The following is a 21,129-nucleotide window of genomic DNA, read 5'->3' on the forward strand; positions in this document are numbered from 1 at the left end:
TTTGATTGGGGAAAACAAATGAAAGCATCTATCACAAGACAGCTACAACCTGATACCAAGCAAACGATCCGTGAATTGAAAGAACAGATCGAACAGCAGCGTCACTGCCAGTTTAAACTAGCTCCTGATTTTGCTGAACAAACGAACGACCAGATCCGCCATGTCCTTTGTTTTAAAGAAGAGACACTTATTGCCTATGCTTTTTTAAGTTTTTATGATGAGAGCGAACTAGAAGTGACAATGATCGTGCATGAAAATTTGGCTTGTTTACAACAACTACTTGATGAAATAATGCGATTCGCTCAAACCATCGGTCGAACAACGATTCTTTACATCACTGATCCACGTGACCTTTTTTTGAAAAATTACTTTGAGTCGAAAAAAGAATTGAACAAACAGTTTACTGAGTATCGGTTGATTCTTCAGCCAAACAAATTTAAACAGCTAGATTCTCCTTATCGACCACAAAAAGCTACTCTAAAGGAATCTTCCCTAATTGCCCAACTCCAATTAGGAGAAATTGGGGCAACGGTTCCTCCATTGTCATCTGAAGATTTAGAGAAAACAGTTGTTTTTCATAAAGAAAATCAACTGATTGCTTGTGCCCGAATCGAAGAGGATCTATCTTCCTATGGTATCTACGGCTTAGTCGCAGCACCGGATTTTCGTGGTCAAGGATTAGGTAAACTTTGCTTGAACCGTTTGATCCAAGAATTATTAATCAAAGAAGAAAAAGAAATTTATTTAGAAGTCGATGAAACCAATCAAATTGCATATGATTTATATGTAAACATGGGCTTTGAAAAGAAAAGTACATTTGATTACTATGTTTGCCAACTGACTAAATATTGAAAGCTGTCACTCCAAAATATCACTAGAAATAAAACAGTTTTTCAGTTAAGGAATGCTCTATATAGAATGGCTTTATACGTTTTGATGTTGGTGAAGTTCACCAACATTTTTTATAGGCTCTCCCTCAATAATATCTGACAAGGAACCAAGATTCACTAACTCTTCAGCTAATCGTATTACCCTTTCCTTGTGTTCTTCATTTGACCAACTATACGAAATAAACACCTTTTTTGTTTTAATATTTTCCAATAGTATTTTCCCTATGAATATGTAATTAATACTATATATGTAGCACAACTTACTCTTTCTATACCTAATGTAGATTATCTATAGTTGTCCCCCGAATCATCTATAAAATAAAACGTCTATTTAAAGCGTGCCCTAAATAGACACTATATAATCATTGAAAAATCTAGTTGTAACTTTTCTTTATACATGGCAAAAATTTTTCTTAGTATTTGTCACACCAAATTTTGAATAAAATTTTGTAGCGCAATGTTATATAGAGAAATGATTCCCATAGAGCCACGTGTCAACATTACAAATGTGGCACCCACTAAAAAGGAAAGACAAAAAGGGACAAAAATTCAAGATTTTTGCCCCCGTCTGCTGATCCTATTTTATCAGTCAGCATGTTTTATAAATTAAGGTAAGTACTTATCTATATCATGAAAGTACGATTATCAAGAGTAACACGGAGAGTGTAAAATATTTTGTGTAAATAGAAAAAAGGAAGTCCCTTCTGTAGAATAGAGTTACCACAACACATTCACAGAAAAGAGGACTTCCATATGAACGATTTTACTACAGAAATTCTAAAGACTCTAGCGAACAAAGGCGATTTGAATGAATTATTCCGTGTCCATTTGGAAAAAGCTGTCAATACGCTTCTCAAAACGGAGTTAACGGCTTTCCTCGATTACGAAAAGTACGATCGCATTGGTTTTAACACGGGTAATTCTCGTAACGGCTCCTATGACCGTACGGTCAAGACCGAGTACGGGGAACTTCATCTCCAGATTCCGCGCGACCGCAACGGCGAGTTCAAGCAACAGACTGTTCCTGCTTATAGACGGACGAATGATACCTTAGAGGAGACCGTCATTCACCTCTTCCGAAAAGGTATTACCATGTCGGAAATCGCAGACTTGATTGAGAAAATGTATGGGCATCACTACACGCCCCAAACCATGTCCAACATGACTAAAGTGCTGACTGAAGAAGTAAATGCATTTAAAGTTAGAACTCTAAATGATAAGTATGTCGCTATTTTCATGGATGCTACTTATATTCCTTTAAAAAGACAAACTGTTTCAAAAGAAGCAGTTTATATTGTAATTGGCATTCGATTAGATGGAACCAAAGAGGTTCTTGGGTTTAGTCTTGCTCCAACTGAATCTGCTTATGTTTGGAAAGAGATTCTTCAAGACCTAAAAGACCGTGGTTTAAAAGAGGTTTTATTAGTCGTAACTGATGGTTTAAGTGGCATTAACGATAGTATTCATAGTGTTTATCCAAATGCTCAATTTCAACAATGTTGTGTCCATATATCTAGAAATATCGCTCATAAGGTTCGTGTTAGTGATCGACAAGAAATCTGTAGCGATTTCAAATTAGTTTATCAAGCAAGTTCAAAAGAAGAAGCAAATAATCAAATAAGGTTTATGATAGATAAATGGAAAAAGCAGTATCCACGAGTGGTTAAATTGCTCATGAATCCTGCTATATTAACCTTTTATAATTTCCCTCCGTCAATCAGAAGAACTATTTATTCAACTAATTTGATTGAAGGTTTTAACAAACAATTAAAGAAATATACCAAAAGAAAAGAGCAATTTCCTAATGAAGAATCTCTGGAGAGATTTCTAGTATCTCAATTCAACAACTATAATCAAAAGTTTCTATGCCGAGTTCATAAAGGTTTTAAAGAAATACATGATACATTAGAATCAATGTTTTAACTTAATCAACAGAATGGGCTTTTCCATTTACACATAATTCTTGACGCAACCGTAACACGATCACTGTTACTACTAAATCGATAGTGTTTTCCATCCATAAGGGAAGTAATAGTCCTTTTTGATGAGACATAAAAGAATTTTTAATTTTTTTGGAAACAGCAAAATGTAATGTTTTACAGCTAAAAATAGACTTAATATTAAGAGCTGAAATTCACAGGTTTTTATAAGCACTCTAGTTTTCATAACTGGTCTCCTTGAATTTCTATTTAAAATAATTGGGGATTTTCTTAGCTCTTATTTTAAAACGAACTAAATCAATTTCCTTGTTTAGGATAGCTTACTATTTTTCTGGTTCAATGTATGGAACAATCGGTACTGTTACACCAACAGAACTGCCTCTAACAAAGGGTTTGTCTTTTAGTTCTGCTAAATTCTTTGCTTGTCCTGTAATCATTACTCCTAAGACTTCTAGGTCATCTACTTTCTTATTTTCGTTTTCCTTTAGAAAATTAACCATTGCTTTATTATTCACAGAAGAAACGTGTGATTCAAATGAGCTGAAAAAATAATCTTTATCTGCTTCTGCATCAATCAGCTGATTCTTTTCATCAAAACTTAACTGAAAACCATACGTTGGTATACCGGAACGTCCTTTGCTTTCGTCTCTCTCTTCAGAAAACAAATACAACCAGACAACATTGACATTTTCCGGAAACATTTTTTTCACTTCACTATAGCGATAGGGCCGATCAAAGGAAATAGCTACTTCTGCAAGTAAATCATCCGTGTTTTTTAAATCCGCTAATTCATTTTTCACCCCACCATAATAGTTTTCAATCGTCGGATTGTAGAATGTGGCGACTTTTTGTTTGGTTTGACGATTATATTCATATGAATTTTTAAGGGAATGATACCAAGATGTCATCCGTTCATTATTGTCCACTTCGTTGCCAAAAACATTGTACTTACTATGTAAACTACTCCAGGGTACAATGTAGCCATCAATGTTTTTCGATTGGTTAGTTACGACCTCCCCGCCCAAAATTGAGCTGTTAGCAATCACTTGTGAGTCAATTTGTGTATTTGGTGACGCAATTGTTTGGTAAGCAAATAACGACTGATCTAGCTCATGATAATTTTTCGTAGCGACTATATCTAATATAAAAGCCAAGATACCCGACATCGTAAGAAAAATTATGATTGAAACACAACTGACCATTATTATCTGCTTTCTTTTGGCTTTTTTGATACTCCTATTCAAATCCATCACTCATCCTCCCAGTTTGCCTTTAATTTTTTTCGTGCTCTGTATAATTGCTTTTTCACGGTTTCTACTTTTTGATTTAACATACTCGCGATGTCCTCATACGATAGTCGATAATAATACTTAAAAATCAGTAATTCTTGTTCTTGCCTTTTTAGCAAGTCGATAATCATCCATAAATTTTCTGATTCATTAGTTCCATTCGACTGCGAGTCAACATAGCGAAAAATAAGCTCTTTTTCACGCTTCTTTTTCCTGAATAGATCAATATAGTTATTGAAAGAAACTCTAAAAAACCAAGGACGTAAATTATCCTGTGTCATATAGATAAGAGAAGAAAATATAGTATCATAGGTTTTAGAAACAGCATCTTCTGCGTCTTCCAACGTACTCCCCTTTTCTATTAGCACTCTGATTACTTCTTGCCCTAATAAAAGTAATACTTCTTCAAATGTTCCCTCCTGTTTCATTTCATTTTCTCCTTTCATCTATACAACGCTTGAACATCTGAAAAAGTGGACAAGAATATTCACTTTATCTGTCATTTCATTCTTAGAAACAATGACAAGTCACATACTTCATCACAAAGAACCTCTTATTATTATATCGTACCCTACGAAGGGTTTTATATTCCTATCTAGAAATCAGATATTTTCTGCATACTTTATTCTTGATCATTCCTTAAAACAAAATACACTTAATTATTTTGACTCTATTATTTATGAGGCTGATGAAACCGAGTTGATTGTTCAGACTCAGATTTGATTTTACTCCACTCATCAGTCCTTCTTGACAAAGAGCCGATTTTTAATAACCTTGGTCAAAGCAAAACACAAAAAAACTGAACCCTTATCCATCAAGGGTTCAGCCGTCATTTTAAGACTATTCTTCTTCTTCAGCCATGAACGTGTTGAATACTTCTTCGATCATGTCCCATTCTGCATCAGTTTCGATTTGTTCTAGTTCGCCTTCTGTGCCATCTTCATTTTCGACATAAGCATAGGCTTGCAACTCAACATCTTCATCTTCTGGTACACCAGCTGGATAAAGCAATACGTAGTTACGGCCAAATTCTTCTTGTCCATCAACTGTTAATAAAATTTCATATAACGTTTCGTTTCCTTGATCATCTACTAAGGTGATATGCTCGTGCCCTTCGTGATCGTGGTCATGTGTGTGGTTATGTTCTGTCATAAGTCTCCCTCTTTTCATTGAAATTAAAATAATTTTTTTCCTGAACCGTCTAAATAATTTTGTAAAATCATGACAGCAGCTAATTTATCAATCACTTTTTTTCTTTTAGCTCTTGATGTATTGGCTTGCTCAACTAACATTCGTTCAGCTTGAACTGTGGTTAGTCGTTCATCTTGATATTCAACTGGTAACGAGAATAATTCTTTAATTTTTTCTCCATAAGCCATTGAGCTTTCTGCTCTTGGTCCAATTGTATTATTCATATTTTTAGGTAAGCCTACGACAAATCGGTCTACTTCGTATTGATCGACTAGTTCTTTCAAACGGTCAAAGCCAAACTCTTCCGCCTCTTCATCAATACGAATGATCTCTACTCCTTGAGCGGTCCAACCAAATGGATCGCTAACAGCAATACCAACTGTTTTTGAGCCCACATCTAAGCCCATTACTCTCATATACTTACCCCATGGTTTGTTAGATAATCTTTAACAATTACTTCCATGATTTCATCGCGTTCGTGACGGCGTATCAAGTTTCTTGCATCACGATAACGAGGAATGTAGGCCGGGTCTCCAGAAAGCAAGTAGCCAACAATCTGATTAATTGGATTGTAGCCTTTTTCTTCTAAAGCCCGATAAACGATCGCTAATGTCTCACTTACTTCTTTTTTACGACTATCGTCAAAACCAAAACGTACGGTTTCATCTGTAAAACCCATGATTCTACACCTCTTTCCCGCAAGGTATTCATTTACCTTCTACACTTTTATTTTACTCGAATTACCTTAAAACTACAAATAAATCTTAAAAAACTTCCGGTTAAATTAATAAACAGACTTCTCATTACTTTAACATATTTGTGATCAAATGTTCAGTTACTTGATCGTATCTTAACCAAAGTATACGCTATATTTAAATAAATATAAGCTTTTTCGATAATTCTTCAAAAAGTTCATACTTTTTTCGTATACTATCGAATGTCATTAGCTATTTTTTTCTCGCCTGTCCGGTATCATAGTTGATTTCATAACCCTCTTGAACGTTATAAATAAACACATTAAATTTTATTTTTTTATCTTCAATACTTTCTGCTTCTAATTGCACTCCTCTGGCAACTAATTCATTCCCCTTAAAATGTGGAGTGACACGATAACGAACGTGATGATTGGTTTCTTTGATATAAGCGGCAATATCATTTTCATGGACTAGCATATACGGCGCATTTAATGAACGAGTACCTGTCATCAAATTTTTGATGTTGTTGTTTTGTCCAGTCAATTGATAACCAATCAAATGGCTACGATTATAAAGCCATTGGCCATCGCTTAATTTTTTTTGTTTCCAACCAGTTGGATCAATATACAACGGCTCGCGTTTTTCTGTGGGAAAAAGGTCTTTTCCCAATAACGCGTTGGCCGCACCTACACGGTTCAATCGATCAATATTTGAATAGCTTTGCCATGTTCCTTTAGCTAAGCTCAAATCTTCTTCAGTGAAATCCGGACGATTCTGATTGATCTCAATTTCTTGATGCTTCCCATCATATTCTGGTACGTCTGCTACTTTTGACGCTTGTGGGGTTGAGTCAAATAACCCAGTAATTTGTTGGACAATATCTGAATTTTTTTGTGTTGATAGTCCTAGTGCCCCTGCTAAAACAGCAACAACCACACCCATAATGGCTTTTGTTGATTTTTTCTGCATTTCTTTACTCCTTTTCTAAACAACTATTCTAAACTTTAACATACGTTCCCCTTTTTTAAAATATTTAAACTTATTTTATTCCATTTATTTCTACCTTTAATTCTCTATACTAAGTAAAAATTGATCTTTTCTTAAAAAGAATACGTCATAAAAAATCATTGATCTTAAAACAGTATGTTTTCACTTAATCAAGCAAAAAATACCTTGTGACTCAAAAACAAAAAACAGTATTGATCAAACAACATGTGATCAATACTGTTTCTCTTCATTCCTATCGTTCGTTTAAGCGGGTGACGGGAATCGAACCCGCGACATCAGCTTGGGAAGCTGGGATTTTACCACTAAACTACACCCGCATCTTACAAAAATCAGTATACGCCTCTTTCATTTCATACTCAAGTATTTATTTATTTCTCTTTTATTTAGTCATTTGTAGTAAAATAAAAGCAACAAATGAACTATTGGAGAAAATATTATGACAGAAAAAGAGTTGGATTTATTACTTGATACTTGTTTATTAGCTGGCAAAATCATGATGGAAAGCAATGCTGAGATGTACCGAGTAGAAGACACAATGAGCCGAATCGCTCTTGCTTCTGGCAATTATCGCCTGGTCAGCTATGTTACTCAAACGGGTTTGTTTATTGGTCTTGACCGTACGTCAACCATTAGAATGGAACAAATCACCAATCGCTCCATTAATCTGGAAAAAGTTGTCAATGTCAATAATCTTTCTAGAAAATATGTTGCTGGTGAGTTAACTTTGAATGATCTCTACATTGCCTTACAAGCCATTGAAAAAGATCGGTCATTTTTCCCAGTATGGCTTCAAATTTTAAGTGCTGCGGTGATTAGCGGAACGATCATGGTATTATTTGGTGGAGAAATGAGTGATCTACCAATCACTTTGATGATCGGCGGTATCGGCTATGCGATTTACTTATATAGTTTAAAATTTTTTCGGATCAAATTTTTGTCAGAGTTCTTATCTTCCTTGTTAATTGGTCTTACAGCTATTCTCAGCGTTCGTGTCGGATTAGGTGCCAATCAGGATTTGATCATCATCGGTTGTGTCATGCCCCTTGTTCCTGGAGTACAGATTACAAATGCTATTCGGGATTTACTAGCTGGACACTATGTTTCTGGAGTTTCTCGTGGTACAGAAGCCATGATGACTGCCACAATGATCGGATTTGCCATTGCCTTTATCTTCCAACTTTTTTATTGAGAAAGGAACATGATGATGTGGAATCTATTTATTCAATTTTCTTTTAGCTTTTTAGCCACAGCAGCTTTTGCGATCATCACCAACGTTCCTAGACGTGCCTTGATTTGTTGCGGGCTCTCTGGTGCCTTTGGCTGGATGATCTATTGGGTATGTGTGGACTTAGGTGGTACGCCGGCTTTTGGTTCGTTACTGGGTTCTTTAGGTGTTGCATTTATCAGTGATCTTTTTTCTAAACGATTAAAAATGCCTGTAACCATCTTTAATATCCCTGGCATGGTACCACTAGTTCCTGGAGGTCTGGCTTATCAAGCAGTGAGAAATCTAGTAACTGGCTCGTATCAGGCAGCTGCAAGTTATACAGTTCAAGCGATCATGATTGCTGGTGCTATTGCTTTAGGACTCGTTTTATCAGAGGTCTTCAACCACAATATCCGAAACTTCAAATTAAAACGAGAAGCCATTTTTTTGAAACGAAAAAAAAGAACATCTAAAAACATTCATAAATGAAAAAGTAACGGCGAAAATAATCGTGCCATGAATAAAAAGCCAAAGTATCTAGAAAATAGGCAAGCTACAAGCTATTTTCAAGTACTTTGGTTTTTTATTGTCACATCAGTTATTTTTGTCACTAATAATTTTAGTCTTTGCTTTAAAATGACCGATACACATATTGATTTTTGGGCGCCTCGATTTTGGTTAGAGTATTGACCTCTACAACTGGAATGTCCCGTTTGAAGGGTTCATAGTAGTCAGATTGGATGGTGCCTTCGACTTTATACCACTCATCGTTTTTGACATTCGTTCCTTCCGGCATATGTGTTAATAGACCGAATACACCTGAGTCAGCAACGCAATGGATGATTCCAAAACGGAATAAGAAATTATCTTCTTTTTCCCCATCTGGCGTTTTATACACAAAGCCTTCATAAGAGATTTTTTTCCCAATAAATTCACTTGGGTAATTATATATCAATTCCATGACTTCCAAGTAATTCTCATCAGTGATCTTAATAAGCTGTTTGTCATCATATTTTTCTTTTAATTTTTTCATCTGATCCAAATAGTCAGACTTGTTAAAATAAATGCTCGTATCAGGCTTTAAATATTGTGTCTGCATTTCAGGGTCTCCAACCGACTCCTTACTTATTGGAAAATTGAATCCTTTTGCTTCCACAATCGTCGTATCTAAACTGACTGTTGGAAATAAAGTACCGACAATAACAGGTAAAGCCAACAGAACATAAGCGATCACTCGTTGTGAGGGTTTGGTTAACCCGTGATCGTGATCATGATCATGATCGTGGTGATGGTGTACTTCTTCATCTCCCTGTTTTTTCCCTTTTACTGAATCACTCTTGACCCAAATATACAATTGGACCAATGCAAGTAAAGCAGATAAAATCATCGATAAAATAGCCAAATAACGATAATGAACATTGATGTACTGATCTAATTTCCCAGATACTTGTAAATACATCATTAGCTCAAAATAACCAGATAATATCAAAAATCGTATCATACTGCTCCTCCTAGATAAATAATGTAAAACCAATCACACTAACGGCTATCAAACCAATGAGCATCAAAATAAAGCGACCATTAAAATAGCGTTTCATCATCAAAAGGTTTTTGATATCCACCATTGGTCCAAATACTAAGAATGCCACCACAGGAGCTGTACCAAAAAGGCTGAGTAAGGATGACCCGATGAACGCATCTGCTTCCGAGCATAGGGACATCGTAAAAGCTAGAAGAAGCATGATAATAATTGCTAGTAGTTTGGTTGAGCCCAGTGTCAACATGACACGAGTTGGCAAGTAAGTTTGCATACTAGCGGCAATCAGACCACCGACAATCAGATAACGACCCGTATCAAAAAATTCATCGATTGAATGTGTGAGGACATGACCTGTTTGATGACTAAGTTGCTTGATTCTCCCAATTTTGACCTCCTCGTGTTTATTGGTACCATGGGTGTGGTCATGATGATGGTTGTGATGATGGTTATGATCGATTGTTTGTTGGATCTTCGTTTTCAATACACTTTCTTTTTGAAAATAAGCGAGCCAGATACCAATGATCAACGCTACCACAAAGCTTCCAACCATTCGCCAACCGGCCATTTCCCAAGAGTTCCCAAATGCAATAAAAGTAGAAAAAATGACGATTGGATTGATAATAGGTGCTGTTAACATAAATGCAAAAGCGGTATGCACAGGAACTCCTTTTTTGACAAACTGATGAACGATCGGTACGATCCCACATTCACAGGATGGAAAGAAAAATCCTAAAACAGAACCAGTCAAAATGGATAAAAAGCGATTATCTGGTAACCAGCGTTTGACTCGCTCAGGTGTTAAAAAGACTTGTAGTGCCCCAGAGATGAGACAGCCTAATAGAACAAATGGTAAAGCTTCAATAACGATTGATAGAAAAATCGTACTCATCTGCAATACCGAATTTGGTATAAAAGAAAACATTTTTTCGCTCCTTACTATAAACATCATTTGCCAGAATAATATACGCTTTTCGCTAAAAAAAAACAAGGTTACTTCTATTTCTTACCTAACTCTTATCTTTTATTTGATAAAAATAAGACAAGTTAGTTGACTTTTTTTCTTATTGTGATTAAATTGGTTCACGAAATTAGGTTGAGACAAAAGTGTTTAGCATCAAGAAATAAGAAGGAATTTCCGAAAATTGACAAGAAACACAAAAACTAGTTTTTGATGTTAATTGTTACCTACTTGGTGCTTCTCAAATTTTTGGTAAATTTCGGCTTATTTCCGAAGATGCTACTTTTGTCTCACCGTGAACAAGAGGTCGTGAAAAGAGTGTTTTGACCTGAGCGTTAAGGATGAAAATCTCGAAACAGCTCCCCATGTTTTGAGATTTTTTGACTTATCGCCGAAGGTCAGCTCTTTGAACACCGTTTATCCGTTTTTAGAGAGACTAGAAGAGACTGAGACAAGTTTTGTCCCATTCTCGCTGTTTTGATTAGGAAGGACGTTTTTTATATGAAAAAAACCACGAATCTATCAGAAGTACATCAGTCATTAGCACAAGATGAAACGGTAGTTCTTTACTTATCTATGCCAAATTGCAGCGTGTGTCATGCTGTTCTTCCTCGTTTGAAGAAATTATTGGATCAGTATGATTTTCCTAGTTTTCATTTAGATGCTGTGGAAACACCTGAAGTAGCTAGTGCCTTTCAAATATTGACTGCTCCTGTTATTTTGATCTACCATAAAAATAAAGAAGTCGAACGACAAGCACGCTTTATCAATTTTGCGAAACTAGAAACGCTGCTGGATCAGTTAAATAACTCTGATGAAACGATCAGCTATGAAGAATTGTTTCAGTAATCGTTGTCTTAACCTATACTATAGCTATATGAAGACAATTAATGCGCGCTAACCTTTAGATAGGATAAAATACTTCTTAGGTTTACTTAGGTTTGCTTAAGTTACCTTCATCTTACTATGGGCGAAATTTTGGAAATTCGTTCTAGTATTTTTTTCACTATGGTTTATTTAGCTATGTAGTTGACATTACGTAAAAACACCATAGAGGTTGAACTTCATTCAATCTCCATGGTGTTTTATTATTTGAAATCTGCGGGTAACATTGCACCGCACTAATTTCATAGTACTTCTCGCACTCGCTCTAGATTTTGAGATTTCGTGTATATTGATCTGGATTTCTCACTTGCAAACTCTCAACAACTAGCTGATTACGTCGATTCAAGTGTCCTGTAACAGCAATGTTATATTTTCTTTCTTCCATCATCATCAACTTATCCGCAATCTCGACATTTGCAACAATACAATTAAGTGGCTGATGAATGGTTTCCAATGTAAACCGAACTAGCAATGGTTGCGTCTTTATCACTCTGATCTTATCAAGTAAACCTACATATGTTTTCACATTGATCACCTCGATAATCGTTAGAAAAAGTCTCAAATCAGTTAAATTTTCATTGAAATCAAATGGTCATTACCAAGAAAGAAACGTTCTTTCCTATGCAATTCGGACATAACTTTCCTTCAAAAAATATCTTTTTCGATACAACTAGTCCAAGTCGTGAAATTGTCGATATACTTCTTGCTTTTTGAGTCCATTTTTTACAGCAACAGCTTTAATAGCTGCATTTGTTTTTTCCCCAAGAGCAATCAACTGTTCGACTTGTTCTTTCAATGATCCTTCAATTTGTGTTTGTGGCTCTTCACTTCCAGTATTTCCTTCAACCAATAAACAGCATTCTCCCTTTACAGGGTGTTCTTCAATGTAGTCTAATAACTCTTCAATACTTCCACGTAAATATTCTTCATGGATTTTTGTTAATTCTCGACACAAAACAACTTGACGGTTACCAAAAACAGTCAACATATTCGTTAAAGTTGCACTGATCCGATAAGGAGATTCGTAAAAAATCAATGTAGCTGTGTATTCTTTCAATGTTTCTAACGTTGTTTGTTGTTCTTTTTTCTTTCTTCCTAAAAAACCATAAAATAAAAATGGCTGAGGTAACAAGCCTGAAGCAATCAACGCAGTCATCCCAGCAGTTGGTCCTGGAATAGCGACTACTGGAATCCCCGCTTGGATGCAAGCAAGTACCAGCTCATGTCCTGGATCGCTAATAGAAGGCATCCCAGCATCACTTACCTGTGCAATCGAGCGACCAGACATCAACTCAGCGATCAATTGCGGAATTCGTTCCTTATAGTTGTGTTCATGTAAACTTTTTTGCGGTGTCTGAATCTCAAAATGATTCAGTAATTTTTGGGTATTTCGTGTATCCTCACTGGCAATCAAGTCTACTTCTTGTAACATCCGTACACTACGATAAGTCATATCTTCTAAATTGCCAATCGGAGTCGGTACTAAATAAAGCGAGCCAGTTTCATGATGTCCTTTAAAACTTTTTTGATTAAGCATGATTTATTCTCCTGTGTAAGAGGTCGTGAAAACATCGGGTAGCTCCGATGACAATAAGAAAGAATTTTTTGAAACAGCTTCTCATGTTTTGAAAAATTCAGGCTTATTTCAAGGAGCTGATGTTTGAACGCCGTGGATAAGGTCGTGAAAAGAGCGGTTTGACCAGAGAAATAGTGAAGAAAACTGAAAAATAGCTTCTCATATTTTGCAGTTTTTTGAACTAGTATCAAAGGTCAGCTCTTTGAACGCCGTGTAAAGGTCGTGAAAACATCGGGTAGCTCCGATGACAATAAGAAAGAATTTTTTGAAACAGCTTCTCATGTTTTGAAAAATTCAGGCTTATTTCAAGGAGCTGATGTTTGAACGCCATATAAGAGGTCGTGAACAACACGGCCTCCTTTAAGAATTAAGGGCGAAACATTGAAAAATAGCATTTCTTATTTTTTATTTTCGGACTTAATTCCGTAGAAGTGATACTGTGAGTGCCGTTTATTGATCGCTAAAAATAAGCAATATCAGGCTTGTTTTAAATCTCTTTGTTTACCGTCCGCTTTCTCGATAGATGACTTCTAAACAAAAGGCACAAGGTTCGTCATTCTCACGTCTTGAGCCATAGAGATCATAACAAACATGAAAGCCTTCTTCATAAATCTTTTCTAAGTTCATACGAGATTTTGAAAGTTCTTGTTTCACATTATCTGCTGGTGTTTGTACTTGATTTAATTCCCGTAAATGCTCTCTTAAACGTTGATTTTCCATTTCCAACGTTGTATTTTTTTCAACGATCTCATGTAATGCTTGCTTCATTTCCACCAATTCAGTTAATGTATTTCTTAGCTCTGATTCTAATTGGTTCAAGCCATCATATAATGATCTCTTATCCATTTATCTCACCTACCTGGATGAAGTTTTTCAATTCATCCCATTCATATTCGATTGGATTTTCCCGACCTGTTAATCGAACATTTACTAGTCGATTAAGTAAGTTCAAGCCGACAACTTTCCCTTTACCATCAGGAGTGTTAACCACTGTTCCAAAATCTGGAAGTGCTTTTTTTGCTAATTCATATTCTTCATTTTCATATTGCAAGCAACACATCAAACGTCCACACAACCCAGATATCTTAGTCGGGTTTAAGGACAAATTTTGATTTTTTGCCATTTTGATTGAAACTGGGACAAAATCTCCTAAAAAAGAAGCACAGCATAAAGGCCGTCCACATGGGCCAATTCCACCTAGCAATTTTGCTTCATCTCGTACTCCGATTTGTTGAAGTTCAATCCTAGTACGAAACACGGCAGCTAAGTCTTTGACTAATTCCCGAAAATCAATTCGTCCATCTGCTGTGAATGAAAAGATGAGTTTACTACGATCTAACGTATATTCTACATGAATGATCTTCATTTCTAACCCATGTTTTTTGACTTTTTCTTTCGCAATCAGCCTAGCTTGTTCTGCATCTTCTTTATTTTTTTGTTCTTTTTCGAGTTCTGCTTGTGTCGCTTTATGCAAAATTGAACTGATTTGCTCAGGCAATTCTTCCGGATCAAGTTCTGCTTTAGGAATGGCGACAGTTGCAATATGTAAGTTTTTTTGAGTTTCAACGATTACTTTCTCGTTGTATTCATACGTTAATTGACCAGGTTTAAAATAATAGATAGTACCTGCTTCTTTATAACGGACACCTACTACTTCGACCATTTCCATCCCCCTTGACCCTCATTTTTCCTGCTGTCTCAGCCAGTAATTGTTTGTAAAACAAACTGTTCCGCTACTGCTTGGAAGCTGACATTGCTTCTTAATTTCTGTTCCGCTAATAAAATACGCTCAATCGTCTGATTAATACGTGTTACTTTTCTAAGATTTTCTGCTATTAAAGCTTGTTGTAAAGCTTCTTGATAATAAAACATTAAGATCGATAAACCAGTAAATTGTTGCGATTTTTCTTTAAAAGTCTTTATTAACTTTTTTTGAACATAAATGAATGCTTGTGTATCATTTTTTTGCAAATACACAAACCACTGTTGAATCGAATCCTTAGCATCATTAAACCATTCATTTTGCGATATTTCAACTGCTTTTGTGAAACTGTTCGTCAAGAAAGTCAAAAGTTTCGCTTTTTCTAAAGGAATCTGTGCTTGTTGTAATTTATAAATCAACGCATCTTTAGCCAGCTCCTGAAAATGCAAGATTTGGCAGCGTGATTGAATCGTTGGTAGGATTCGCCCAATCGAATCTGTTTCTAAGATCGCTAGAAAATCGCCTGGTGGTTCTTCTAAAAACTTAAGCAAACTATTTGCTGCACTTGCATTCATCTTTTCTGCTTCTTGAATAAGGAAAACTTTCTTCCGAGATTCATAACCACTACGACTAAATTCGGTTTGCAAACGTCTAATTTGATCGACTTTGATCGTTTGCCCTTCTGGTACGATCGTTAAAACGTCTGGATGTTCTTGGTTTTGGATTCGTTGACAATTATTGCATACTCCACAAGGAAGTTGTTCCTGCAGATTCGTACAAAACAGGTGTTGTGCTAACCAAATCCCCATTTCGTGTTTTCCCGTTCCTTTTTCGCCTTCAAAAAGATAAGCATGAGCGAGGCGCCCATGCTCAAAACTTCGTTGAAGCTGTTGATACACGATAGGTTGCATTTGATCCAGCGTAAATTCTTGATCCATGGCGCCTCCTAAAATTGATGAAATCCTTCAACTGGTAACACAAAGACGGTTGCTCCACCGACTTCAACTTCTACTGGATAAGGAACTCCACCGTCCATAGAGATATCCAACGTGACAGGTGTTGAAACAAATTGTTTTCTTGATTCACAAGTTTTTTTGATGATTTCTAATGCTTCTTCTACACGTTCGTCTTCAATCCCAACAATAAATGTACTGTTGCCAGCTTTCAAAAAGCCACCAGTTGAAGATAATTTTGTTGCACGGATATTGGCATCAATCAATTCATTGGATAAACGATTACTGTCTTTGTCTTGAATAATTGCTAAAATAATTTTCATATACAGTCACCTTCCTAGTTTTCAAAAAATTGTGGGTATTGTTCAACAATGGCTCTGTAACTTGTTTGAAGTACCTCTTCAAAGCTCTTTCTTGCATCAATTTTATAAATACGTTCAGGATTCTCTTCAGCTATTTTTAAATACGCATGACGTACTCGTTGATGAAATTCCAATCCTTCTGAATCTAATCGATCGATTTGACCTCTTCGGTTCTCTTTAATGCGATGCAATCCAGTATCTGAATCAATATCGAGATAAAGGGTAAAGTCAGGTGTCGTACCTTCTGTAGCAAATTCATTCAAGCGGGCAATCTCAGAAACACCAATTCTACGTCCCGCCCCTTGATAAGCCAATGAGCTGTCTACAAATCGATCACATAAAACAATGCTTCCTTCTGATAAAGCAGGTAGGACTTTCTCGACCAAATGCTGTCTTCTAGCCGCAGCATATAGCAAAGCTTCTGTCCGTTCATCCATCCGATCATTTTTAGGATCAAGGATAACTGCCCGAATCTCTTCGGCAATCGGGATCCCACCTGGTTCTCTTGTTTGAATGATCTTTGTTTTTGCTACTTTTTTCAAAAGAGGGAATAACTCATTTAGAATACTGGTTTTCCCAGCTCCATCTGGTCCCTCGATCGTAATAAATAGTCCGTTCACATTTTTGCCCCCATCTCTTGCGTTACTTCTTTATTGTAGCCGAAATTCTTTTTTATAGAAAATTTATAACTCGCGTCTGCCTTCTACCGCTTTTAACAGGGTCACTTCATCAGCATATTCGATATCCGAACCAACGGATAAGCCGTGGGCCAATCGAGTGACTTTGATACCAGCCGGTTTGATCAATCGTGAAAGATACATGGCAGTAGCTTCTCCTTCAGTGGTTGCATTTGTTGCAATGATCACTTCTTTCACTTGATCATCATGTAGGCGTTCAAGTAACGAAGAAATGTTGATATCTTCAGGTCCAGTCCCTTCCATTGGAGAAAGAACCCCATGTAGAACATGATAAAGCCCACGATATTCCCGCATTTTTTCTAACGCCATCACGTCTTTTGGTTCTTCGACAACTAAGATAACCCCCCGGTCTCTTGAAGGATCTTTACAAATCTCACATGGGTCTTCTTCTGTGATGTTGCCACAAACACTACAAAAATGAAGATCTCGCTTGACACTTAACAACGATTTAGCAAATTCATTCACGATTTCATCTTTCATATCGATCGTGTAGAAAGCTAATCTTGTGGCTGTTTTCTGACCGATCCCTGGCAGTCTCATGTAACTATCGATCAATTTAGCAATTGGTTCTGGATATTGCATTTTCATTACCCCTTTAGGAAAAATTAGAAGGGTAACCCCTTAGTGTATTTTCCCATTGTTTTTTCAGATTCTGCATCGATTTTTGTCAAAGCATCATTGACAGCCATCATCAACAGGTCTTGCAACATTTCTGTATCTTCAGGATCCACGACACCTTCACTGATTTGGATGTCTTTCATCCGACGATCACCTGTAAAAATAACTTTCACTAACTCATTGGTTGCTACACCAGTAAATTCTGTTTCGTTCAATTGTTCTTGTGCTTGAACCATCTCTTTTTGCATTTTTTGGACTTGTTTCATCATCCCTTGCATGTTTCCCATTCCGCGCATCATAATTGATCATTCTCCTTTTTTTATTTAATCATCAATGATTGTCACAACATCTGTGCCAAAGATTTCTTCGGCTTTCGTGACGATCGTTTCTTCACTTGGTGCTTGTTGAGGGATCAGTTCGATCTCTTCATCTGAATCTTCCGGAGCAAAAGAATCATCATTACTCCCGTCTTTTGCTTGGACTAAATAGTCTTTGCGGATCGTTGGCCAGCTTTCTCTCGTGATATAGACTGAATCTGGTGCATAGTCTTTGATCATTCGACTTAAATTATTATGGATCGCCAACTGTAATTCTTCGTCGTTAGCAGCTCGTTGACAAACGATCTCGTAATCAAACGCAATGACTAACCCAGTAGGACTAGCCGCAACTGGTTCACTTGCTTTAAGCATCGCTCGTTGTGTCACAGACAAACTCATCAACAAATCGTCCCAGACTTCTTTGACTTCATTCAAATGCTTTCTGGTCGCTTCTCTTAGAACCTGATACACTCGTTCAGTTGGTATCCGATACGTACTTGCTTGTTTCTTTTGAACAGGAGCTTGTGTTTGCTTGGCAGTAGTTGAAGGGGTTCCCCCATTCGTTTTGATCTCGTTGATCGCTTTTTTCAGCTCTTTGATCTCTGCTTGTAGCTGATTAATTAACTGACTGTCTACTTCACTTGCTTGGTTACTACTTGAAGGAGCAGCTGAACCAGAAGCTTGAGCTAGCTTGACGGTTGCTACTTCCAGATAGATCGTAGCACTATTAGTAAAACGAATCTCATTTTGTGTTTCACTCAAAATATGGATCATCTGAAAAAGTCGAGGTGCAGGTACTTCTTTTGCTAGTTCGACAAATGGTTCTCGAAGTGAAGTTGTTCGTTCTGCTACGAGATTTGGTGCTTGTTGGTACATCAGTAAGTCACGACAATACTGTAAAAGATCTTCTAAAAAGCGCCGTGCTTCCTTACCAGCAGCTAAGATATCTGTTAATGATTCTAACGCTTTGGGCACTTCATTATTCACACAAGCGCCTAAAAATTCATCCATCATCTCGTTGGTTAGACTACCGGTAACTTGCATCGCATCATCCACAGTTACGATCCCATTACTAAAAGAAATCGCTTGGTCCATGATACTTAGCGCATCACGCATCCCGCCTTCTGCTGCTCGAGCAATAACCCCTAGTGCTGGTTCTTCATATTGTACGTCTGATTGCTTTAAAATGTATGCCAAATGCTCAACGATATCTGCTGCATTGATTCGTTTGAAATCAAAGCGTTGTGTTCTGGAAATGATCGTTGCTGGTATCTTATGTGGCTCGGTTGTTGCTAAAATAAAAATAACATTTTCTTTAGGTTCTTCTAAAGTTTTCAACAATGCATTGAACGCTCCGGTAGAAAGCATATGCACTTCATCTATGATATAGATTTTATAAGTTGCTTTTGTCGGTGCGTAGTTCGCTCGATCTCGAATAAAACGTATTTCTTCGACTCCGTTATTACTTGCTGCGTCGATTTCAATCACGTCTTCTTGTGTTCCCGCTGTAATCGACTGACACATTTCACAATGATTACAAGGTTCTCCATCTTGACTATTCGGACAGTTGATAGCTTTTGCAAAAATTTTAGCTGCACTCGTTTTACCAGTTCCTCGTGGTCCTGTAAATAGATAAGCATGAGAAGTTTTATGGGAAACGATAGCATTTTTCAACGTCTGTGTCACCGCTTTTTGCCCGACAATGTCTTCGAAACGCTGTGAACGCCAGACACGATAGAGTGCTTGATATGCCATGAAGATCCCCCTTTTTTGAAAAATTCACTATCTTTTATTATACGTGATTTTACTAAAAAAAACTACTATAGTTATGAGAAGAATCATGATTTGTCGTTTGTAGTTACTTGTGTATTCCCCGATTCTTTCAAATAAACACTCACAAACAGCTTTCTCGATCTTCCTTGTTTTTTGCAACTGAAAGAAAATCAGCTAAACAGCTAATATCCATCTTCCGCCTGAGAGTTTTTCATTGCTCCTATGGTATAATAGAGTCATTCATTTAACAATCAACATTCATAAAGGGAGGAATTTTTTATGGGTCTTATCAAAGCAGCAACAAGCATGATCGGCGGTGGATTAGCAGATCAATGGATCGAAGTAATCGAACCAGCGGATATGAGCGATACAACAGTTATGACAAAAGGTGTGAAAGTACGTAAAGATGATAAACGTGGCTCCAATCGTAAAGGAACAGAGGATGTTCTAACTGACGGAACCGTTGTCCATGTCTATCCGAATATGATGATGCTCCTTGTAGATGGTGGTAAAATCATTGATTATACTGCCGAAGAAGGCTACTATACGATCAAAAATGACTCTGCTCCTTCCATGTTCAATGGTTCATTGAAAGGTGCGATCGCAGAAACTTTTGAACGTTTTAAATTAGGTGGCGTGACACCTCAAAAGCAACAAGTCTTTTATATCAATCTTCAAGAAATCAAAGGAATCAAGTTTGGTACCAGTGCGCCGCTAAACTATTTTGACAATTTTTACAATGCTGAATTGTTCTTACGAGCTCATGGTACTTATTCGATCCATATTACTGATCCAATTTTGTTTTATACCAACGCTATTCCTAAAAACAAAACGCAAGTAGAAATCTCAGATATTAATGAGCAGTATCTGGCAGAATTTTTAACAGCTCTTCAAGCTGCGATCAACCAAATGTCTGCTGATGGTCAGCGCATTTCTTATGTTCCATCAAAAAGCTTAGAATTAAGTAAATACATGGGCAATGTTTTAGATGAATCTTGGAATGAATTACGTGGTATGGAAATCGTTTCTGTCGCAGTAGCAAGTATTTCTTACACAGATGATTCAGTGAAATTGATCAATATGCGTAATGAAGGTGCGATGTTGGGAGATCCAAGTGTTCGTGAAGGCTATGTTCAAGGTTCGATTGCTCGTGGGATGGAAGCAGCTGGTAAAAATGATGCCGGCGCGATGACTGGCTTTATGGGCATGGGAATGGGAATGAATGCTAATGGTTCTTACCTTTCACAAGCAGCACAAAATAACCAGGAACAAATCAAACAACAAGCTGAAAAACAAAACCAACAAACTGCTCAAGGGAGCAATGATACTTGGACATGTCCAGTCTGCGGAACTGAAAATACGGGAAAATTCTGTTCTAACTGTGGGGCAGCCAAGCCAGTTGCAAATGTCCAACCAAAGTTACAAATGAAATGTAGTGAATGTAACGAAGTGGTCGATCTTTCAAATGGTATCCCTAAGTTTTGTCCAAATTGTGGAAAACCATTCAAAGGAATCCCACTCGACTAA

The 21,129-nt window shown here is 36.9% G+C and carries 26 protein-coding genes and 1 tRNA gene; 6 read left to right on the forward strand and 21 right to left on the reverse strand.

Annotated elements, in window-relative coordinates; translation table 11 throughout:
- The first annotated feature begins 18 nt into the window (after positions 1-18).
- Complete coding sequence (locus tag IGL30_RS09570) at positions 19-852, forward strand: GNAT family N-acetyltransferase (RefSeq protein ID WP_088745796.1); 834 nt, start codon at positions 19-21, stop codon at positions 850-852.
- Positions 853-924: 72 nt separating this feature from the next.
- Here the strand turns inward: IGL30_RS09570 and IGL30_RS09575 are convergent, their stop codons facing one another.
- A complete protein-coding gene (locus IGL30_RS09575; RefSeq protein ID WP_202607841.1) occupies positions 925-1,101 on the reverse strand; it encodes an SEFIR domain-containing protein in 177 nt (58 codons plus the stop codon).
- A 542-nt stretch (positions 1,102-1,643) separates the two neighbouring features.
- On the opposite strand from IGL30_RS09575, the gene IGL30_RS09580 reads away from it, so the two are divergent.
- Positions 1,644-2,813, forward strand: a complete 1,170-nt coding sequence (locus IGL30_RS09580) for an IS256 family transposase (RefSeq protein ID WP_010721693.1) — start codon at positions 1,644-1,646, stop codon at positions 2,811-2,813.
- A 1-nt stretch (position 2,814) separates the two neighbouring features.
- Here the strand turns inward: IGL30_RS09580 and IGL30_RS09585 are convergent, their stop codons facing one another.
- The 8 genes from IGL30_RS09585 to IGL30_RS09620 all read right to left on the reverse strand — a co-directional run bounded on the left by IGL30_RS09585 (position 2,815) and on the right by IGL30_RS09620 (position 7,330).
- The gene (locus tag IGL30_RS09585; RefSeq protein WP_260222116.1) at positions 2,815-2,943 is read right to left on the reverse strand and encodes a hypothetical protein; all 129 of its coding nucleotides are present in this window, start codon (positions 2,941-2,943) and stop codon (positions 2,815-2,817) included.
- Between the two features lie 210 nt (positions 2,944-3,153).
- Positions 3,154-4,080 carry an anti sigma factor C-terminal domain-containing protein gene (locus tag IGL30_RS09590; protein WP_088745798.1) on the reverse strand — a complete coding sequence of 309 codons (927 nt, stop codon included), beginning with the start codon at positions 4,078-4,080 and terminating at the stop codon, positions 3,154-3,156.
- Positions 4,080-4,565, reverse strand: coding sequence for an RNA polymerase sigma factor (locus IGL30_RS09595; RefSeq protein ID WP_249509822.1), 486 nt, complete (start codon positions 4,563-4,565; stop codon positions 4,080-4,082). Before IGL30_RS09595 ends, IGL30_RS09590 begins: the two co-directional genes overlap by 1 nt.
- Before the next feature lie 394 nt (positions 4,566-4,959).
- Entirely contained in the window at positions 4,960-5,271 is a 312-nt protein-coding gene (locus IGL30_RS09600) for a DUF1292 domain-containing protein (RefSeq protein ID WP_010718676.1), read from the reverse strand.
- A 23-nt stretch (positions 5,272-5,294) separates the two neighbouring features.
- The gene (gene ruvX, locus IGL30_RS09605) at positions 5,295-5,726 is read right to left on the reverse strand and encodes a Holliday junction resolvase RuvX (RefSeq protein WP_010718677.1); all 432 of its coding nucleotides are present in this window, start codon (positions 5,724-5,726) and stop codon (positions 5,295-5,297) included.
- Complete coding sequence (locus IGL30_RS09610; protein WP_010718678.1) at positions 5,723-5,989, reverse strand: IreB family regulatory phosphoprotein; 267 nt, start codon at positions 5,987-5,989, stop codon at positions 5,723-5,725. Before IGL30_RS09610 ends, ruvX begins: the two co-directional genes overlap by 4 nt.
- Positions 5,990-6,257: 268 nt before the next feature.
- The gene (locus tag IGL30_RS09615) at positions 6,258-6,974 is read right to left on the reverse strand and encodes a DNA/RNA non-specific endonuclease (protein WP_123875155.1); all 717 of its coding nucleotides are present in this window, start codon (positions 6,972-6,974) and stop codon (positions 6,258-6,260) included.
- A 285-nt stretch (positions 6,975-7,259) separates the two neighbouring features.
- A tRNA-Gly gene (locus tag IGL30_RS09620) sits at positions 7,260-7,330 on the reverse strand.
- Between the two features lie 119 nt (positions 7,331-7,449).
- On the opposite strand from IGL30_RS09620, the gene IGL30_RS09625 reads away from it, so the two are divergent.
- Together IGL30_RS09625 and IGL30_RS09630 are read left to right on the forward strand one after the other, a co-directional pair.
- Positions 7,450-8,202, forward strand: coding sequence for a threonine/serine exporter family protein (locus IGL30_RS09625; RefSeq protein WP_010718680.1), 753 nt, complete (start codon positions 7,450-7,452; stop codon positions 8,200-8,202).
- Positions 8,203-8,217: 15 nt separating this feature from the next.
- Positions 8,218-8,709, forward strand: coding sequence for a threonine/serine exporter family protein (locus IGL30_RS09630; protein ID WP_123875157.1), 492 nt, complete (start codon positions 8,218-8,220; stop codon positions 8,707-8,709).
- A gap of 142 nt (positions 8,710-8,851) precedes the next feature.
- Here IGL30_RS09630 and IGL30_RS09635 read toward each other — a convergent pair whose 3' ends face one another.
- Together IGL30_RS09635 and IGL30_RS09640 are read right to left on the reverse strand one after the other, a co-directional pair.
- Positions 8,852-9,721, reverse strand: coding sequence for a TIGR03943 family putative permease subunit (locus IGL30_RS09635; RefSeq protein WP_123875154.1), 870 nt, complete (start codon positions 9,719-9,721; stop codon positions 8,852-8,854).
- 10 nt (positions 9,722-9,731) lie between these two features.
- Positions 9,732-10,682 carry a permease gene (locus tag IGL30_RS09640; protein ID WP_123875153.1) on the reverse strand — a complete coding sequence of 317 codons (951 nt, stop codon included), beginning with the start codon at positions 10,680-10,682 and terminating at the stop codon, positions 9,732-9,734.
- Between the two features lie 537 nt (positions 10,683-11,219).
- On the opposite strand from IGL30_RS09640, the gene IGL30_RS09645 reads away from it, so the two are divergent.
- Positions 11,220-11,567, forward strand: coding sequence for a thioredoxin family protein (locus IGL30_RS09645; protein WP_002328072.1), 348 nt, complete (start codon positions 11,220-11,222; stop codon positions 11,565-11,567).
- 301 nt (positions 11,568-11,868) lie between these two features.
- Here IGL30_RS09645 and IGL30_RS09650 read toward each other — a convergent pair whose 3' ends face one another.
- From IGL30_RS09650 to dnaX, 10 genes are all read right to left on the reverse strand, one after another.
- Complete coding sequence (locus IGL30_RS09650; RefSeq protein ID WP_002328071.1) at positions 11,869-12,129, reverse strand: hypothetical protein; 261 nt, start codon at positions 12,127-12,129, stop codon at positions 11,869-11,871.
- A gap of 144 nt (positions 12,130-12,273) precedes the next feature.
- The gene (rsmI, locus tag IGL30_RS09655; RefSeq protein WP_088745424.1) at positions 12,274-13,140 is read right to left on the reverse strand and encodes a 16S rRNA (cytidine(1402)-2'-O)-methyltransferase; all 867 of its coding nucleotides are present in this window, start codon (positions 13,138-13,140) and stop codon (positions 12,274-12,276) included.
- A gap of 540 nt (positions 13,141-13,680) precedes the next feature.
- The gene (locus IGL30_RS09660; RefSeq protein WP_010718685.1) at positions 13,681-14,025 is read right to left on the reverse strand and encodes a DNA replication initiation control protein YabA; all 345 of its coding nucleotides are present in this window, start codon (positions 14,023-14,025) and stop codon (positions 13,681-13,683) included.
- On the reverse strand, positions 14,018-14,842 hold the full coding sequence (locus IGL30_RS09665) for a PSP1 domain-containing protein (protein WP_088745425.1): 825 nt from the start codon (positions 14,840-14,842) through the stop codon (positions 14,018-14,020). The genes IGL30_RS09660 and IGL30_RS09665 overlap by 8 nt, the downstream gene beginning before the upstream one ends.
- Positions 14,843-14,877: 35 nt before the next feature.
- The gene (gene holB, locus IGL30_RS09670; protein WP_010718687.1) at positions 14,878-15,819 is read right to left on the reverse strand and encodes a DNA polymerase III subunit delta'; all 942 of its coding nucleotides are present in this window, start codon (positions 15,817-15,819) and stop codon (positions 14,878-14,880) included.
- Between the two features lie 8 nt (positions 15,820-15,827).
- Entirely contained in the window at positions 15,828-16,157 is a 330-nt protein-coding gene (locus tag IGL30_RS09675) for a cyclic-di-AMP receptor (RefSeq protein ID WP_010718688.1), read from the reverse strand.
- A 14-nt stretch (positions 16,158-16,171) separates the two neighbouring features.
- Complete coding sequence (tmk, locus tag IGL30_RS09680; protein ID WP_010718689.1) at positions 16,172-16,816, reverse strand: dTMP kinase; 645 nt, start codon at positions 16,814-16,816, stop codon at positions 16,172-16,174.
- A 63-nt stretch (positions 16,817-16,879) separates the two neighbouring features.
- The gene (gene recR, locus IGL30_RS09685) at positions 16,880-17,476 is read right to left on the reverse strand and encodes a recombination mediator RecR (protein ID WP_010718690.1); all 597 of its coding nucleotides are present in this window, start codon (positions 17,474-17,476) and stop codon (positions 16,880-16,882) included.
- A 23-nt stretch (positions 17,477-17,499) separates the two neighbouring features.
- Positions 17,500-17,811, reverse strand: a complete 312-nt coding sequence (locus IGL30_RS09690) for a YbaB/EbfC family nucleoid-associated protein (protein WP_010718691.1) — start codon at positions 17,809-17,811, stop codon at positions 17,500-17,502.
- Between the two features lie 24 nt (positions 17,812-17,835).
- The gene (gene dnaX, locus IGL30_RS09695) at positions 17,836-19,584 is read right to left on the reverse strand and encodes a DNA polymerase III subunit gamma/tau (RefSeq protein ID WP_034699015.1); all 1,749 of its coding nucleotides are present in this window, start codon (positions 19,582-19,584) and stop codon (positions 17,836-17,838) included.
- 297 nt (positions 19,585-19,881) lie between these two features.
- On the opposite strand from dnaX, the gene IGL30_RS09700 reads away from it, so the two are divergent.
- A complete protein-coding gene (locus tag IGL30_RS09700) occupies positions 19,882-21,129 on the forward strand; it encodes an SPFH domain-containing protein (protein ID WP_088745426.1) in 1,248 nt (415 codons plus the stop codon).

This window comes from Enterococcus sp. DIV1089c (assembly GCF_050530965.1).
GTDB lineage: Bacteria > Bacillota > Bacilli > Lactobacillales > Enterococcaceae > Enterococcus_B > Enterococcus_B hirae.

What these genes read in the sequence shown, in the direction of transcription:
- IGL30_RS09570 (WP_088745796.1), top strand. Translation starts at nt 19, where the DNA reads ATGAAAGCATCTATCACAAGACAGCTACAACCTGATACCAAGCAAACG.
- IGL30_RS09580 (WP_010721693.1), top strand. Translation starts at nt 1,644, where the DNA reads ATGAACGATTTTACTACAGAAATTCTAAAGACTCTAGCGAACAAAGGC.
- IGL30_RS09585 (WP_260222116.1), bottom strand. Translation starts at nt 2,943, where the DNA reads ATGTCTCATCAAAAAGGACTATTACTTCCCTTATGGATGGAAAACACT.
- IGL30_RS09590 (WP_088745798.1), bottom strand. Translation starts at nt 4,080, where the DNA reads ATGGATTTGAATAGGAGTATCAAAAAAGCCAAAAGAAAGCAGATAATA.
- IGL30_RS09595 (WP_249509822.1), bottom strand. Translation starts at nt 4,565, where the DNA reads ATGAAAGGAGAAAATGAAATGAAACAGGAGGGAACATTTGAAGAAGTA.
- IGL30_RS09600 (WP_010718676.1), bottom strand. Translation starts at nt 5,271, where the DNA reads ATGACAGAACATAACCACACACATGACCACGATCACGAAGGGCACGAG.
- ruvX (WP_010718677.1), bottom strand. Translation starts at nt 5,726, where the DNA reads ATGAGAGTAATGGGCTTAGATGTGGGCTCAAAAACAGTTGGTATTGCT.
- IGL30_RS09610 (WP_010718678.1), bottom strand. Translation starts at nt 5,989, where the DNA reads ATGGGTTTTACAGATGAAACCGTACGTTTTGGTTTTGACGATAGTCGT.
- IGL30_RS09615 (WP_123875155.1), bottom strand. Translation starts at nt 6,974, where the DNA reads ATGCAGAAAAAATCAACAAAAGCCATTATGGGTGTGGTTGTTGCTGTT.
- IGL30_RS09625 (WP_010718680.1), top strand. Translation starts at nt 7,450, where the DNA reads ATGACAGAAAAAGAGTTGGATTTATTACTTGATACTTGTTTATTAGCT.
- IGL30_RS09630 (WP_123875157.1), top strand. Translation starts at nt 8,218, where the DNA reads ATGTGGAATCTATTTATTCAATTTTCTTTTAGCTTTTTAGCCACAGCA.
- IGL30_RS09635 (WP_123875154.1), bottom strand. Translation starts at nt 9,721, where the DNA reads ATGATACGATTTTTGATATTATCTGGTTATTTTGAGCTAATGATGTAT.
- IGL30_RS09640 (WP_123875153.1), bottom strand. Translation starts at nt 10,682, where the DNA reads ATGTTTTCTTTTATACCAAATTCGGTATTGCAGATGAGTACGATTTTT.
- IGL30_RS09645 (WP_002328072.1), top strand. Translation starts at nt 11,220, where the DNA reads ATGAAAAAAACCACGAATCTATCAGAAGTACATCAGTCATTAGCACAA.
- rsmI (WP_088745424.1), bottom strand. Translation starts at nt 13,140, where the DNA reads ATGCTTAATCAAAAAAGTTTTAAAGGACATCATGAAACTGGCTCGCTT.
- IGL30_RS09660 (WP_010718685.1), bottom strand. Translation starts at nt 14,025, where the DNA reads ATGGATAAGAGATCATTATATGATGGCTTGAACCAATTAGAATCAGAG.
- IGL30_RS09665 (WP_088745425.1), bottom strand. Translation starts at nt 14,842, where the DNA reads ATGGTCGAAGTAGTAGGTGTCCGTTATAAAGAAGCAGGTACTATCTAT.
- holB (WP_010718687.1), bottom strand. Translation starts at nt 15,819, where the DNA reads ATGGATCAAGAATTTACGCTGGATCAAATGCAACCTATCGTGTATCAA.
- IGL30_RS09675 (WP_010718688.1), bottom strand. Translation starts at nt 16,157, where the DNA reads ATGAAAATTATTTTAGCAATTATTCAAGACAAAGACAGTAATCGTTTA.
- recR (WP_010718690.1), bottom strand. Translation starts at nt 17,476, where the DNA reads ATGCAATATCCAGAACCAATTGCTAAATTGATCGATAGTTACATGAGA.
- IGL30_RS09690 (WP_010718691.1), bottom strand. Translation starts at nt 17,811, where the DNA reads ATGATGCGCGGAATGGGAAACATGCAAGGGATGATGAAACAAGTCCAA.
- dnaX (WP_034699015.1), bottom strand. Translation starts at nt 19,584, where the DNA reads ATGGCATATCAAGCACTCTATCGTGTCTGGCGTTCACAGCGTTTCGAA.
- IGL30_RS09700 (WP_088745426.1), top strand. Translation starts at nt 19,882, where the DNA reads ATGGGTCTTATCAAAGCAGCAACAAGCATGATCGGCGGTGGATTAGCA.